The sequence below is a fragment of the Leptolyngbya sp. AN02str genome (genome assembly GCF_050565595.1).
In the GTDB taxonomy this organism is placed as follows: Bacteria; Cyanobacteriota; Cyanobacteriia; order Elainellales; family Elainellaceae; genus Kaiparowitsia.
Genome location: NZ_JBNXVR010000006.1, coordinates 202,523 through 217,149, shown reverse-complemented (window position 1 = coordinate 217,149; position 14,627 = coordinate 202,523). Strand labels below are relative to the sequence as shown.

Here is a 14,627-nt window from a genome sequence, read left to right as displayed (position 1 = left end):
GTTTACGGATAGGATTGGCAATCTTTGGCAGACGAGTCATGATGAGCACCCATTCGGCTACATCCAGCCTAAAATCTGCACAAGCTCAACATAACAGGCTTTTAGCTTCTCTTTATAAATCAGCTCTAAAGGTATCAAACGTGCTGCATTTGCCCCCCCAACCCCCCAAAATTGGGGGACTTAGGAGGAAAATTCGGGTCGCTATTGAACGTTTCAAACAGTCTTTAAGGGACATCTAGTAGATCTAGGAAAAAAATAGAGGACGGTCGCACATTTGCAGCCGTTTTAGATGAAGAAATCATGAAGCTGAATTAAAGTTTTGAAGTTGGGTTTCGCTGCCTCAATCCAACCTACAAAAGCGATCGCTAAGTTTTTCCGTTGATTAAAAGGAATCATTCTTTTGGCAAATAAATTGTGCCTCTTTAGATAGAGAGGTTCAAACTTTCCAATTGTTATTGTTGGATTGTTGAAACGTTCAAAGAAAAATAGCATGGAACTAGAAGGATTCTTCGGTTATAAAGCGATTTTGAACAGATGAATTGGGCATTTATCCGTTTATCTGGCAAAGGTTTGCGGTTCTGATTTCTATCAGTAACTAAAACCAACGTTAGGATTTATATCCAGTTTGGGTTGCATACACTTTTGCATCATTTTGTTGAATTCAGGTCTTATTTATGAGAAGCGAAAGAGAACGAGAAATGTACGAGCGCGAGTTGCGCCGTGAGGCTCAAGTTTCCCGTGACAATGCAAATGCAAACAGCGCACTATTTGCTGTGTTGTTTGTTGCTGCCCTTGCCGCTCTGGGTGCAGCGTTGTTTATTGTGGGACAGCGCAATACTCAAACCGAGGCCCCAGTTTTACAACCCCCCGATGTGAACGTTGAAGTGCCCCAGCCCCAGGTTCCTCAGGTTCAGCCCCCCGAAGTGAACGTGCAGCCCCCAGCTGTGCCAGATGTGAATGTGACGGTGCCTGCGCCAGAAGCCCCTGCCGCGCCAGAAGCCCCTGCCGCACCTGAAGCTAGCGGTACAGAACCCGCCCCGGCTGAGGCTCCTAGCAACTAATGTGCTAGGAAGCTGGCACCAGCCAAGCAATTTCTAAGATTAGCTTGATGAGTTCAAAAGCCTGGGTGTGCTGCAACACCCAGGCTTTTGCATTATTTTGGGAGCAGCTGACGCTGGGAAGGCGATCGCCCCTTTTTCTTCGCTACCATCACACCCAATGAGAAAAGCTGCGATCGCAAACACTTCGGCAGCTCCCAAAATAGTTTCAACTATGGTTCGATCGCTCATCTGTAGGGGAAGAATAGAGGGCGATCGCACTATTGCGAAAATAGATAATAAATCAATAGATGTATTTAGATAAAGCAAAGTAGCGGTATCAAGAACTGCGTCAACTGCAGCAATCGACAATTTTTGTTCGTCCTTGTTCAGAAGATGATATTGCAGTACTGGAAGATAGATTAGGGTTAAGATTACCGGATGCCTATAAAGAGTTCTTGCGTTGGACCGGTAGTGGCGGTGAACTTTTTGGAGGATATAGATTTAAAGTTACTAATGTACCCTTTAATAGGGAGGATGCAATTGAAACCCTACACGAAGATTCTTCCTCGGAAGTACTGCCAGAAGATGCAATTGTTTGCTTTCTTCAGCAAGGAGGCTATGCATTTGCATTTATTCGCGCTTCTGAAGGAGTAGATCCGCCTGTTCACTACTATCTACCAGTCCGCACTTCTCCAAATTCGCCATTAGAATCCAAAATTGTATGGAATCATTCATCTAATCTCGAAGAATTCTGTCTTGAAAAAATCAATTGGTTTATTAAAGTATCATCTTAATTAATAGATATTAATTTTTAAGAAAGGGTGGAGAGTATCAGCAGCTATTTATAGTTTGATCTTTGCGTTATTCGTCTTCTCTGAAGAACGTTCGCGAACCCCAGAATCTATACCGACGGGTAAATGAATCTTAGCTAGTAGTGCGATCGCACTAGATTTAAGGAGAGACTGTACATGGATGCCATTGATGTGCAAGAGCTAAGAGAAAGATTGGTAAGCGTTAGAAATAAGGATTTCTACAATAATAACCATGCATTGGCATGGCATGGTTATCTAGCTGCTCTTCTAGAATGGGGCTTGATATCTCCGGAGCAGCATGCATCTTTAACAGATGAGATGCCGCGTGATGATATCTCAATTGGTAAAGATAACAGAGCAATTGATAAAACAGATCCCATAATGGTCATCTTCTTGGGTACGAAGTAAAGTGGCTCACGTTAGAACGAGTCCGATCGCTGCTTTGATAAATTCCTAAACGTTCACTCAAAGTTCTGGTAGCCTTTACGACTAAATTTATCAGCGATCGCAGCAGCAAGGCTTATTATGCCTATTCCCCCGATGATTTTGATGTCTTGTTAACCATATCAAGCATGATCTGAGCCAAATATTAGCCAAAAACACCAGCCCATACATGGTCGGATTAGTGACAAAATCATGAGTGTTGACATTGAAGTAATTCCTGTCAAAAATAAAACATTCACTTGGGAAGCCTTAAAATTTGAGCTACTCGCACTTTCCCTAGACCAGCAGGTATCTCTACTTCTTGGAAGAGAACCAAAGCTATTGAAATTGAGTTCTAGGCATGAGGTTGAAGTTGGACAAGTTATCTTGCCAACTAATTACTACTGTTTTCAACTCACACGTGACAATACCTTGATGTTGTCTTGTGACAAGAACGCTGAAACTTACACGGATGAACAAGCTTATTTAGATGACTTTGGTCGAAATCTTACTCCAGACATTCGTGCATACATATCCAAATGCTGGGCAGAAGTGGGATATAGCTATGCTGTTGAAAGTTGGGGAGGGCGCACGGAGGGAGAGACTGTTTTGCTGGTTGCAATATCTAAAGCGATCGCTAGGTTGTTAGATGGCTTTATTGTCATAAAAGACGACCTATTTAGTCTTCCAGTAGGTGTTTATTCGCCTAGCGAATTTTCTTCATGCAAGCCGATGTTTCGTTGAAATCTGGAGTCGGCACGATCGCAGAGACTTTGGCAATTTCCAACATATTTTGGGCTATCGGCTCAGATCGCTCGGCTATGAGGAAAGAATAGAGGGCGATCGCGCTCATTCATTTTGCTACTATCTCGACTCCACATTCAGAAACGCCTTTGCTCTGTAAACGCACCCTGCAAGGCGGAGATTGTGCCATTGGGGATGCAATATGATTGGTGGCGATGTCGTTTCTACTCTACAAATCCAGATGATAGAATTTAACCCCTATACTGCAATGGAAATTGCTTGGACGCACAACGGCATCACTCATAGAGTGGCAGCCCAAAGAATGGCCAACGTAGGCATGATTCCGCCTCTTTCCGAGGAACAACTATCTGTATTGGATGCTGAATGGCTCGAATGGGGGCCTTCAGATTCCATCATCTTTTCGCTGTTAGGAGACTCTTTTCAGCTTGCTCCCTTTGATGCGGAAGCATCAACAATTCCAGTTGATCATGTGCATTTGATTGAGGAGCTAATGGAAATTAGCGCCAATGTCTTTCAGGTGGAAGCGTTGTCTGAAATTAGACCAGCCGAAGATGAGGTAACAGAGATTTGGGATGCCGCCGAAGAAAGCGAAGGGTATGAATTACAGTTTACTTACAACGACAAGCTGTATCGCTTCACAGCTAGGTATATGGGAGATTGGTACGATGTTGATGCTGTTTTGGATGCCCTAAACCTGGCTTTGGAAGAAGCTGGACATTCAGAGCGATTCTACATACTTTTCCCAGGAGATCAATTTATCACCGTCATCTTTGCACCTGAAAACACTCTTTTGCAGGTTGCAGAACAGCTTTATATTCCGATCGCACGCAACTCTCAAGACGCAATAAATCGCGCAATGGTATATCAACAGTATCTCTCTCAAATCATGGAAGACGATATTTCTGAAACTGAGCAAGATTAATTCTGTTGTGGATTAGTGCGATCGCTCTCGTCGATTAGTGAGATAACGAAACCCAACGCTCGTTTGCAGCTTGCTTAAGAAACATCTGGCAAATCTAGGGGAAGAATAGAGGGCGATCGCGCTCACTCATCTTGCTATGACCTCGACTCCGCATTCAGAAACACCTGTTGATTACTACGAATTAACGGCTCAGCGGAAAGCTGGAACTGGCGCACCCCGCGCCCGAACATTTTTCGGAGTGGCTCAAGCCATCTCAGACGGATTATCCGTCCCGCCACTTCGCCATTCAGTTACAGGCCCTCGCTTAGCTGAGTTCTCTGAACAGGCGATTGAAGCGTGGTTCACTGCACTTGAGCAACTGGCAAAAGATGGAAAATCTAACCCCTGGGGGCTGACAAACCGTTCTCGCGATTCTCGCATTGATCTGTTTTACAACTGCTATCAACTCCCGTTTCCGACAGAAGAGGTTCAGTTCACTCTGCCGAAACAAGTTCAACTCGACCCATTGCTTTCGACTTTCGAACGGATTTGTGTCGAGTTTGAACCATTCTATGCCTACACATTAGACAGAAGATTGCAAAAGTTGCATGGTCGGCGCGAAAGATATTATCAAATGCGCTTGGAAATTACACCACCTAAAGAACACTCGCAAATCCCGAAGCCCATACCAATTGAGGGTGTTGTAGACACCTTGCCTCCACTGCTATTCCAACAAGAAATCGATCGGGTGCAAGTGCCTGAAGGTGTTTGGTGGATCAACTTCTGGACTCCAACGCAGGTTGAGAACGTGGGAGTGGAGCGAGTTCGCAATGCGGGTTGGTCCCGCATCATCGAGCGTCCCGCAGGGTTCTTGCTGGTTGCAACGGAGGAGCCAACCAGTGTGTACAATTCCGCTCATTTGGCGAAGCTGGGTGAGATGGTGGAAGCGCTGAATTTGAAAGAGGTGCAGGAACAATACCGCGTTCGTCCTCATTGGTATCGGCGTCGGTAACAGTTCAAACTTGCGCATTGACAAATCCCAAAAAACGAGGTGAAGCATGGGTAGCTTCACCTCGGTCAACCAAACAGATATTACAGATAGGAAACCAGGTTTAGCCTATTGGCTCTTACCCTAATTGTGAACCTAGGCGTACTGGAAATACGACTGATTGAGATTGAGGCTGCCCACGCCTTGTACCACCGCCACAAGTTCATTGGGCTGGCCCACTGGCTTCCGCAAGAAAATGCCAACAGCCGCCGCGCCAAAGCCCAATGCGGTAACTCCTCCTGTTACGTATTGCTGAGCCGAGCCATGGAGCCGAATCTTGTCGAGGTTGATTTGGAAATCGGCAATTTGAGCATAGTCGTTGATGCCAGGGGTTGCACTGTTGCCACTGTCATAAAAGGCGCGAGTTGCATTTCCCACCACAAAGGTATCTACTCCTGCACCACCAAACATTAGGTCAATTTCGCCCAAGCCAGGCAGGGCAGGGCCATTAGAAGGCTGAATCCCTACCAAAAAATCGTTGCCATCGCCACCAAGTAGCGTGTCGCTGCCTCGTCCGCCAATGAGTTGATCAATACCAGCACCGCCTTCTAGGCGATCGCGCCCATTCTCACCCAGTAGCGTATCGTTGCCCAGGCCACCGAATAGCGTATCGCTACCCGCTCCACCGTAAAGGAGGTCTTGGTCCGCTTCGCCGTACAACGTATCGTTGCCCAGGCCGCCGTATAGCGTGTCGTTGCCCACATCTCCATAGAGTTGGTCTTGGTCCGCTTCTCCCAGCACAACATCGTTGCCAACCAAACCGTAGAGGGCATCGTTACCAGCACCACCATACAGCACGTCCTGATCTGCCTCGCCAAACAAGATATCGCTGCCATCTCCCCCAAATAGGGTGTCGTTGCCAAGTCCCCCATACAGCGTATCGTTGCCCGTACCGCCATCCAGCCTATCCAGCCCATTCAGGCCAATTAGGAAATCATTGCCGCTACCGCCGAACAGCTGGTCATTGCCATCTTCACCGTTCATGCGATCGTTGCCATCTTCGCCATAGAGTGTGTCATCGCCACTGCCGCTCAGCAGTGTGTCGATACCGACCCCGCCATACATTAGGTCGTTGCCCAGTTCGCCGTAGAGCGTGTCATTGCCGTTGCCGCCGATCAGCGTATCGTTGCCAGCCCCACCCAGCAGCAAGTCTTCGTTGTCGCCACCTTCTAAGCGATCTTGGTCATTGCCGCCCAGTAGGGTGTCATTGCCAGCCCCACCAAATAGACTGTCAATACCATCGCCACCTTCTAGGCGATCTTGGTCATTGCCGCCGCTGAGCGTATCGTTGCCAGCATCGCCAAAGAGCAAATCGTTGCCATCGCCACCCAGTAGCTCATCCTCGCCATTTTCACCCCGTAAGGAGTCGTCCCCAATCTCGCCAGCGAGGAAATCGTTACCCTCTCCACCAAACAAAGCATCGTTCCCGGCTTGTCCGTTGAGTTGATCGTTGCCAGCGCCGCCATAGATGAGATCGTTATCATTGCCACCAAAGAGCAAATCATCGCCATCATCACCCTCTAGCAGATCTTGGCCGTCGCCACCGCTCAGTACGTCGTTACCTCGGCCACCAGAGAGCTTATCGTCGCCACTCCCGCCAAGGATTTCGTCGTTGTCATCTTCTCCATACAGGTTGTCATCGTCACTTCCTCCGTCGAGGAAGTCTTCATCGTCACCGCCCCACAGCGTATCTCTGCCGTCGCCCCCTTCCAAGATGTCATCGCCATCTTGGCCATAGAGGATATCGTTGCCACTTTGGCCTCTTAGCAGGTCGTTGCCAGTGCCCCCTTCTAGCAGGTCGTTGCCAGTGCCCCCTTCCATCCGGTCATTGCCGCTTTCACCTTTGAGCAAATCGCTACCGGAGCCGCCGAGCAAGGTGTCGTTGCCCGAGCCACCGTATAGGTCGTCGTTGTCACCGTCTCCATAGATTAGGTCGCTTCCCCCGCGGCCATCGATTGTGTCGTTGCCACTGAAGCCGGAGATAATGTCGCCGCTAGAGGTGCCATCTAGGTTATCGGAAAAGATAGAACCGTTAATAATTGCCATGGGTTAACCGAGTTGATGAATGATGAGGTCGAAAATTTGACTTATGGCCCAATGGGTGGACGTTGCAGTTTTGGATACGAAGAGTATTGAAAGTGAGAAGGGGAGAGTTGGGTAGGCGCGATAGATGGGTGCGATGGATACATGCGATCGCCACCTCCGCGATCGCCCCGTAGAATTACGGTAAGCGATGGATTGAAATGTTGCGTCGATATCGTCAAATTTCCTGACTGGGGGGTGATGGCGAAAGTTCCGCATTAGGAACCTTGTCTTTGGGTTGATCGTCTTTTTAGGGTATGCGAGGAGCGATGTGAAGTTGAGTAAACCTATGAAACAACAGTGGATTTGGGGCTTGGGGCTAGGGTTTGGAGTTGCGGTGGGTTTGGGGTCAATTGTGGCAACTCCGCTCAGTAGTGTGGCGCAGTTGGTGGTAGCACAGGCCAATTTTGATTCCGTATCTTTGTCAGCTGGGTTTTCGGCGGCTCAGGGTACGCTACGGGGCCGCACGGGGGGCCAAGTCTCGCTACCGAGTATTGTGGCTAACCGCGATCGCGCGAATGTGATTTGCAGTGGATTTGGTAGTTCTACGCCGGATCACATCATCACGTTGGAGCAAGACTTTTCGCGGCTAACGCTGCAAGTCAACAGCAACGGCAACGATTCGGCTCTGGTGGTACGCGGGCCAGATGGAGTGCGCTGTGGTAGCGACATTTCACGAACCAATTTGGATGATCAGCTGACGGGCAATGATTGGTCTGCGGGGTCGTATGAAGTATGGGTGGGCAGCAGTGTGGCGGGCGATCGCTTCGGCTATACCTTAAACATTGGCCAGTAATGATTAGCCAGTAACGAATTGGTTAGCCACTAGGAACCAGTTAATCGGCGTTCGTCTCGGCTTGAGAAGAGAACGAGATTCTCAGCTTGGTATTTGAACTAGTTCAACCCATGCATGGATGACGTTTAGGAAGCATGAATCGTTGTATGGTTCTGCCATACAACGATTCATGCAAGAGGGCTACTCAACCCGATTGCCCCTTTTGCCCAAGCCAGAAATAGAGGATCATGCTTTTGAGTCGTGATCCTTTTTTGCATGTATGCCTGCTCTTTTAGCTCCTTGGCGATCGCCCCTTGCTCGTGCCTTGCATCGCAATCGGTCGTTGGTGTATGCCCGCTATGCTCAGCTGGCAACAGTGCGGGCCAATGGTCGTCCGGCTAACCGCACGGTGGTGTTTCGCGGCTTTTGGCAGGATGGCAACCAGCTTAAGTTTATTTGCGATCGCCGCAGCCAAAAAGTTGACCAACTGGTTCAGCAGCCGTGGGGTGAGCTGTGCTGGTACTTTCCCAAAACGCGCGAACAGTTTCGCCTATTGGGCTCGTTGCAGGTCGTTACCGCGACAGAACCGAACGAGACTCTACAAACAGCGCGGCGATCGCAATGGCATGACCTTTCCGACAATGCTCGGGTACAGTTTGCTTGGCCCCATCCCAGAGCCCCCCGCACCGACGATGCCGATTTTGCTCCACCGCCGCCCAATCCATTGGAGCCGCTAGGCACGTTTTGCCTACTCCTGCTCGATCCGGTCGAGGTGGATCATTTAGAACTACGCGGTGAGCCACAGCAGCGCGTTCACTTTTGCCGCGAAGCCGATCAGTGGACAACTACCGAAGTCAATCCTTAGCGATAAGGATGTATCGAATCTTTTTTGCCTGGGAATCTGGCATTGCCAAGCCTGACTGAGAAGGCGATCGCTCAGGGAATTGACGTTCGGCTGCTTGGTTCTCTATGCCGTGTGCAGGCGAGAACTAGGTGACTCATTAACTAGGCTGGGTGAGCGGCTTCATCATAATAAAGCGCCGTAGATCGACTCCTTTGCGAGATACCACTTCCGATTCCACCACCTGGAAGCCGTGCCGCTCAAAAAATGGACGAGCGGCTAAGCTGGCTTCGGTGTGGATCATAGTGTGGTCGTGCGATCGCGCCTCGGCTTCCAAATATTCCAACACTCGCGAGGCAAATCCCCGTCGGGCAAACTCTGTGGCACAAAACATGAGGTCAATGTGGTTGGAGGGGTGGAGCTGGCCAAAAGCGGCAATTTTTCCATCCGTCTCTAGCACAACAGTGAGCCCGCGCAATAGGCGATCGCCAAATGCAGCCCGATCATCAGCGCTGGCAGCCCAGGCTGCACATTGGTCGGGTGTGTAGTGTTCAGCCAAGGCGTAAATTGCCTCCACATAGATGTGGCCAACATGCTCTGTATCTTCAGGATGAAACGGGCGAATATGAAACGAGTGAGTATGCATACATGCAGTTCCGGTGAGGAGCCCCCAAGTGATGCGCTGTAGGGCTGGGTTCTCATTTTAAGCTGACAGTTTTGTAGTCTCTAGTACTCTCTCGTTTTGACCCGTCAATTGTGCTGTTTGGCAAATTGAAACTCACGGTATGGTTAATGAAGCTCAGGCACAGGTTGTGAAACCCAGGCTCCCAAAATGGGTTGTTTGGCACCCATCCGCCTGATCGGTCTAGTGCTAGGATGACCCGGCAATCTTTGAGGAATGCTTGACCAAGCTGCTCCCATCCTCCAACTCCTTTTTCCAAATAGGACGACTCCATGCTGTTCAGTCATCGGAGTTGTTAAGCGGCTAAGCTGCCCCAACCTTGCCACCGTCCATCGTGATTAACCCCCATCGTTCTCTGCTATTTTCATGCTCAAAGCTAGCGATCGCATTGCCATTTTGCTGCACGGCGGCACCACGACCACTCGTGGAAAAACCGGACTCTCGTTATTGCGCTACAGTGACTTGCCGATTGTTGCTGTGATCGATCAAGCTTGTGCCGGTGGCGACTTACCCACGCTCACGGGCATTCCCCGCGATGTGCCAATTGTGGCCTCTGTTGCGGAGGCGATCGCCTACCACCCCACCACCCTAACGATTGGGATTGCGCCGTTGGGGGGTGGCCTGCCAGAAGCATGGCAGCAAGAAATTCAGCAAGCGGTTGCCGCTGGCTTAAATGTGGTGAATGGGCTACATACCCCCATGGCCAATGATCCTGCCTTGCGATCGCAGCTTCAGCCCCAGCAATGGATTTGGGATGTGCGGCAAGAACCCACGGGCTTAACCTCGGGCAGCGGCAAGGCGCGATCGCTGCCTTGTCTGCGGGTGCTCACCGTGGGAACTGATATGAGCGTTGGCAAAATGTCAACCAGTTTGGAGCTGCATCGGGCCTGTCAACAGCGGGGATTGCGATCGCACTTTGTTGCCACCGGACAAACCGGACTCATGCTGGGACATGATGGCATTCCCTTGGATGCAATTCGGGTTGATTTTGCTTCGGGTGCGGTCGAGCAAGCTGTGATGAAGCATGGCCCTAGCCACGATATCGTACATGTTGAAGGCCAAGGTTCGTTCATGAATCCAGCCTCGACGGCCACGCTGCCTCTCATTCGCGGGAGCCAACCCACCCATTTAGTTTTGGTTCATCGCGCTCGCCAAACCCACATTCACAACTTTCCCGATGTGCCCATTCCGCCCCTAACGGAGGTCATTCGTGTTTATGAAACGGTGGCGGCAGCGGGTGGCTCTTTTGCCCCAACCAAGGTGGTGGCGATCGCCCTCAATACAGCTCACCTGGCGGAAGAAGACGCCCAACGTGCGATCGCCCAAACCCGTTACGAGACAAGATTGCCCTGTACCGATGTGATTCGATACGGGGCAGATCCGGTGATAGATGCGATTTTGGGGCATACAAAATCGTAGACCGACTGAATGCCTGAAATTAGGCCTCGCATCAATCTAATTTGGTGCGTAGATTATGCGATCGCCCTCGGTTTTGTTGGCAATTCACCATTCGCGATTGGAGAACGTGAGTGATGGCGTTCACCATCCCATTCGTTTAACGCTGCGTATTGTTGCGATAACGTTCCATCCATTGCTCACGCAAACGTTGGCCAATCGCTTCCGAACTTTCTCCTGAGTCGCCTGCGCGATAGGAATCCTCCTCAAAAAAACGATAGTCATCATCCCTAGATTCAGACGCGTCGTACTCTTCAACAGAACGCCGCTCATCATACTCAAGAGAACGATAGTCGTAATTCTCTTCATCGGGATAGTGATTGCGAGCAGGACGATAGTAATCATCATTCGAAGAACGCTCGTCGTATTGATAATCACGAACGTCACTGTCCACATATAGATCAGACACTAACCGGATGTCGAGATCCGTTTCAGGAAAAACGACCACGACTTCGACTTCGCGATCACGCCGGAGGAGTACCTCGCCCAGCACACCCAAACCTGCACCCGCCAACACTTCAATAAAGTCAATTCGACCAAAAAATTCGGACAGAACGGCAGCCGCCGCAGAGCCAATCGCCGCTCCTCGCAACAGATCCGGATCGCTGCGCCGAGTCACCAATTGACGACGAGTGACAGGATTTGAAACGGCCTCAATGGGAATGCGATCGCTGCTTCCCCGCAAAATGAGATCCTGGGCGACAAACTGCGTTCCCCCATCCGCTGGACGAAGCTCTCCCTCAAGGGTGCTACCTGCCGGAACTACAATTTCGCCCCGGTTGTTGCGCAAAGGTTCTGCCGTAGTGAGTTTCAGATCTGCGGTTTCATCCGGAGTAACAATGACCCGTTCATTCTCCGCATACACTGAAATTTGAGTACCTCGCGGTAAGCTTCCACGATACCGTTCGTAATTTTGTGCAATTCGCATCGACTCTTGTGCCATCGCTGGTATTCCCAAGACAACAGGTAACAAGGTCGTTGTCGTCACTCCCAGCGTCATCATTAGGGCTATCCGAGACCGCCAGTGTTTAGACCTCAGCATGGAACGATTCCTCGAAAAGGTTTCGAGTGTCGTGACCCGGAATTTTGATGGAGGGTTCCTCTATTGCGTTAATTTTTGTGTGGTGTGATCGTCTTTTCCCAGGGAACGGATGCGAATAGGAGCGATCGCTTCAAAGCTTTTACTGCTTCTTTGCCAATCGACAACGGTGCGATCGCTGGTAGTGGAGCTGTAGTAATGGAGCTGTCAACGTTATCCCAACTGTTCAACCTCTCGAAGAAATGCTGGTTAATCACACCCCGATTCATCAACTCAATAGATGCGGCATTTGCAACAAGTTACCAAGATCACTACCAACTCACTCGCCGTCATCTAAAATCATCAATCTAGCGAAAACCTCAATTGGCTAGCGCAAACCTCAATTGGGGTTGCCAATAACCTCCAACGCTCTCAAGCACTCATGGTGCGTTACGCTACCGCTAACAGCCTCCACCTCGCCCGACTTGTCACAGCGTGAGTGGTATGGTGGGCAATGCCCAGCTTACTGGTGATGTCCTCCCGTGATGTCCTCTCGTCTCCTCGCTGCTAACTCTTAACTCCTACGCTCTCCCTATGGATTTGCTCGAATACCAAGCCAAAGAACTCTTCAAACACGTTGGGATTCCGGTATTGCCGTCTCAGCGGATTGATAGCTTGCAGGATATTAAGGGATTGAAGATTCCCTATCCGGTGGTGTTGAAGTCGCAGGTATATGCGGGCGGGCGGGCCAAGGCGGGTGGCATTCGCTTTGTTGAGAACACGATCGATGCGGTGGCTGCGGCCCAAGCAATGTTTCATTTGCCGATTCTAGGGCAGCCTCCCAATGTGCTGCTAGCCGAAGCGCGCTATAAACCTCGGCAGGAATTGTATCTGGCGATCGCCCTCGATCGCTCTGTTGGGCGTCCGGTCTTGCTGGGATCGCAGGCCGGCGGCATCGAGGTGGAAACCGCGCTAAATCAGGTGCAGCAGGTGTTGGTGGATCAGGACTTTTCACCGTTTTATGCGCGGCGATTGGCGATTTTGATGGGGTTGGAGGGTCGGCTGATCCAATCGGTTAGCAGCGTGCTGGAAAAGATGTACGCACTGTTTGAACAGTTTGATTTGGATGTGTTGGAGATCAATCCCTTGGCGGTTAGCCCAGATGGAGAGGTGATGGCCCTGGATGGCAAAGTCACCGTGAATGACAATGCCCTCGATCGCCATCCTGAAATTTTGGCGTTGGGAACGCAGCCGCCACCTGCCCATCAGCGCATTCGGGAAGAGTTGCCTGCGGGTATGAGCCTGGTGGAGCTGGATGGGGATATTGGCATTCTGTGCAATGGAGCGGGTTTGGCCATGGCCACCATGGATTTGGTGCTGAGCGCCAAGGGCCGTGCAGCCAACTTTTTGAATGTGGGCGGCGAGGGAACCCATGGGGCACCGCCAGAAACACTGGCTCAGCGGGTGCAGGCGGGCATGGAGTTGATGTCGCGCGATCGCACCATTCGAGCGGTGCTGATTAACGTACTGGGCAGCGTGACGGGCTGTACGGTCATTGCTGAGGCGATCGCCCAGGGGCTACAATCCCTCAGCAGCCGACAGCGATCGGCGTATGTTGTGCGGCTGTTGGGGCGGCAGTTTGACCAGGCCAAGGCGCATTTAGCTGAACTGAATGTGCCTGTATACGAAGATTTGGATCAGGCGATCGCCCGTGTAGTTGCGCTCACACAGCAAAAGGCAGGGTAGCGGAATGTTCTTTTCATCGGATACGAGAGTGCTCGTTCAGGGGATAACCAATGCATTGGGCTCAGTGTATACGCCGCTGATGCTAAGTTATGGCACCTCGGTGCTGGCAGGGGTGGCATCGGGTGATGGCGGGCAAGATGTGGCGAGCATTCCTGTGTTTGACATGGTGGAGCAGGCGTTGGCTGCCGTGGGCGAGGTGGATGCCAGCGTCATTTTTGTAGAGCCTTATGATGTGTTGGATGCGTCATTGGAGGCGATCGCGGCTGGCATTCGTCAGCTCATTTTAGTGACAGAGGGAGTACCGCCGTTAGATATGGTGCGGCTGCTGCGCAAGGCAGAGGCCACGGATACGTTGGTGGTTGGCCCGAACTGTCCGGGGGTGATTGTGCCAGGGCAAGTGCTGTTGGGAACGCATCCTGCCGAGTTTTACGCACCTGGTTCGGTGGGGGTGATTAGCCGCAGCAGCACGCTCACCTACGAAGTCGCGTTACAGCTCACCAAGGCAGGTATTGGACAATCCATTGTGGTGGGCATTGGTAGCGATCGCATTATGGGATCGACCTTTCAGCAATGGCTGCAAATTTTGGATGAAGACGATCGCACTGAGGCCATTGTGCTGGTGGGTGAAATTGGCGGCGACAGCGAAGAAGTGGCCGCCCGCTACATCGCCGAGGCGATTGATAAACCTGTGATTGCCTACCTGGCCGGACGCTCGGCTCCCAAGGGGCAGGTGATGGGCCACGCTGGAGCCATCATTGCCTCCCAGTTGGGAGATTGGGGGGATGATATTGGCACGATGGAAAGCAAGCTGGCCTCATTCAAAGCGGCAGAGATTCCCGTAGGCGATCGCCCATCTGACCTGCCCAAATTGGTGAAAAGGGCGCTGAAATCCGCAAAAAACCGCACCAACGATGACGAATAACCCCAGTCGAAGCCCATGTGTGGAAATACCTATGGCTTAAGGTGGGAAGACCGAATCTCTCCCCTGGCGGAAGTTTTTACAATGTAAAGCATCAGAGTAGTGTGAAAGCGAAGTGCG

Annotated in this window: 15 protein-coding genes; 11 read left to right on the top strand and 4 right to left on the bottom strand. The window is 50.9% G+C overall.

Going from position 1 to position 14,627, the window contains the following annotated elements:
* Positions 1-674: 674 nt before the first annotated feature.
* From ACQ4M4_RS06995 to ACQ4M4_RS06970, 6 genes are all read left to right on the top strand, one after another.
* On the top strand, positions 675-1,061 hold the full coding sequence (locus ACQ4M4_RS06995) for a hypothetical protein (RefSeq protein WP_430683760.1): 387 nt from the start codon (positions 675-677) through the stop codon (positions 1,059-1,061).
* Positions 1,062-1,384: 323 nt separating this feature from the next.
* Positions 1,385-1,834: an SMI1/KNR4 family protein gene (locus ACQ4M4_RS06990; protein ID WP_430683761.1), complete on the top strand. Its 450-nt coding sequence runs from the start codon at positions 1,385-1,387 to the stop codon at positions 1,832-1,834.
* A gap of 174 nt (positions 1,835-2,008) precedes the next feature.
* The gene (locus ACQ4M4_RS06985; RefSeq protein WP_430683759.1) at positions 2,009-2,260 is read left to right on the top strand and encodes a hypothetical protein; all 252 of its coding nucleotides are present in this window, start codon (positions 2,009-2,011) and stop codon (positions 2,258-2,260) included.
* A 228-nt stretch (positions 2,261-2,488) separates the two neighbouring features.
* Positions 2,489-3,019: a hypothetical protein gene (locus ACQ4M4_RS06980; RefSeq protein ID WP_430683758.1), complete on the top strand. Its 531-nt coding sequence runs from the start codon at positions 2,489-2,491 to the stop codon at positions 3,017-3,019.
* Between the two features lie 202 nt (positions 3,020-3,221).
* Positions 3,222-3,962: a hypothetical protein gene (locus ACQ4M4_RS06975; protein WP_430683757.1), complete on the top strand. Its 741-nt coding sequence runs from the start codon at positions 3,222-3,224 to the stop codon at positions 3,960-3,962.
* Positions 3,963-4,098: 136 nt separating this feature from the next.
* Positions 4,099-4,953 (top strand): hypothetical protein, encoded by an 855-nt coding sequence (locus ACQ4M4_RS06970; protein ID WP_430683756.1) that lies wholly within the window; start codon positions 4,099-4,101, stop codon positions 4,951-4,953.
* Between the two features lie 132 nt (positions 4,954-5,085).
* Here ACQ4M4_RS06970 and ACQ4M4_RS06965 read toward each other — a convergent pair whose 3' ends face one another.
* The gene (locus tag ACQ4M4_RS06965; protein ID WP_430683755.1) at positions 5,086-7,035 is read right to left on the bottom strand and encodes a calcium-binding protein; all 1,950 of its coding nucleotides are present in this window, start codon (positions 7,033-7,035) and stop codon (positions 5,086-5,088) included.
* Positions 7,036-7,076: 41 nt separating this feature from the next.
* Positions 7,077-7,253, bottom strand: coding sequence for a hypothetical protein (locus ACQ4M4_RS06960; RefSeq protein WP_430683754.1), 177 nt, complete (start codon positions 7,251-7,253; stop codon positions 7,077-7,079).
* Positions 7,254-7,360: 107 nt separating this feature from the next.
* On the opposite strand from ACQ4M4_RS06960, the gene ACQ4M4_RS06955 reads away from it, so the two are divergent.
* Together ACQ4M4_RS06955 and ACQ4M4_RS06950 are read left to right on the top strand one after the other, a co-directional pair.
* On the top strand, positions 7,361-7,867 hold the full coding sequence (locus ACQ4M4_RS06955; protein ID WP_430683753.1) for a hypothetical protein: 507 nt from the start codon (positions 7,361-7,363) through the stop codon (positions 7,865-7,867).
* A gap of 259 nt (positions 7,868-8,126) precedes the next feature.
* Positions 8,127-8,711 carry an Npun_F5749 family FMN-dependent PPOX-type flavoprotein gene (locus ACQ4M4_RS06950; protein WP_430683752.1) on the top strand — a complete coding sequence of 195 codons (585 nt, stop codon included), beginning with the start codon at positions 8,127-8,129 and terminating at the stop codon, positions 8,709-8,711.
* 136 nt (positions 8,712-8,847) lie between these two features.
* Here the strand turns inward: ACQ4M4_RS06950 and ACQ4M4_RS06945 are convergent, their stop codons facing one another.
* Positions 8,848-9,333, bottom strand: a complete 486-nt coding sequence (locus ACQ4M4_RS06945) for a GNAT family N-acetyltransferase (protein ID WP_430683751.1) — start codon at positions 9,331-9,333, stop codon at positions 8,848-8,850.
* A gap of 402 nt (positions 9,334-9,735) precedes the next feature.
* Here ACQ4M4_RS06945 and ACQ4M4_RS06940 point away from each other — a divergent pair, with 402 nt between their 5' ends.
* The gene (locus ACQ4M4_RS06940) at positions 9,736-10,788 is read left to right on the top strand and encodes a DUF1611 domain-containing protein (RefSeq protein WP_430683750.1); all 1,053 of its coding nucleotides are present in this window, start codon (positions 9,736-9,738) and stop codon (positions 10,786-10,788) included.
* A 136-nt stretch (positions 10,789-10,924) separates the two neighbouring features.
* Here the strand turns inward: ACQ4M4_RS06940 and ACQ4M4_RS06935 are convergent, their stop codons facing one another.
* Positions 10,925-11,866, bottom strand: coding sequence for a hypothetical protein (locus tag ACQ4M4_RS06935; protein WP_430683749.1), 942 nt, complete (start codon positions 11,864-11,866; stop codon positions 10,925-10,927).
* A gap of 570 nt (positions 11,867-12,436) precedes the next feature.
* Between ACQ4M4_RS06935 and ACQ4M4_RS06930 the strand changes: the two genes are divergently transcribed.
* Positions 12,437-13,588, top strand: coding sequence for an ATP-grasp domain-containing protein (locus tag ACQ4M4_RS06930; RefSeq protein ID WP_430683748.1), 1,152 nt, complete (start codon positions 12,437-12,439; stop codon positions 13,586-13,588).
* Between the two features lie 4 nt (positions 13,589-13,592).
* On the top strand, positions 13,593-14,510 hold the full coding sequence (locus ACQ4M4_RS06925; RefSeq protein WP_430683747.1) for a succinate--CoA ligase subunit alpha: 918 nt from the start codon (positions 13,593-13,595) through the stop codon (positions 14,508-14,510).
* Positions 14,511-14,627: the final 117 nt, after the last annotated feature.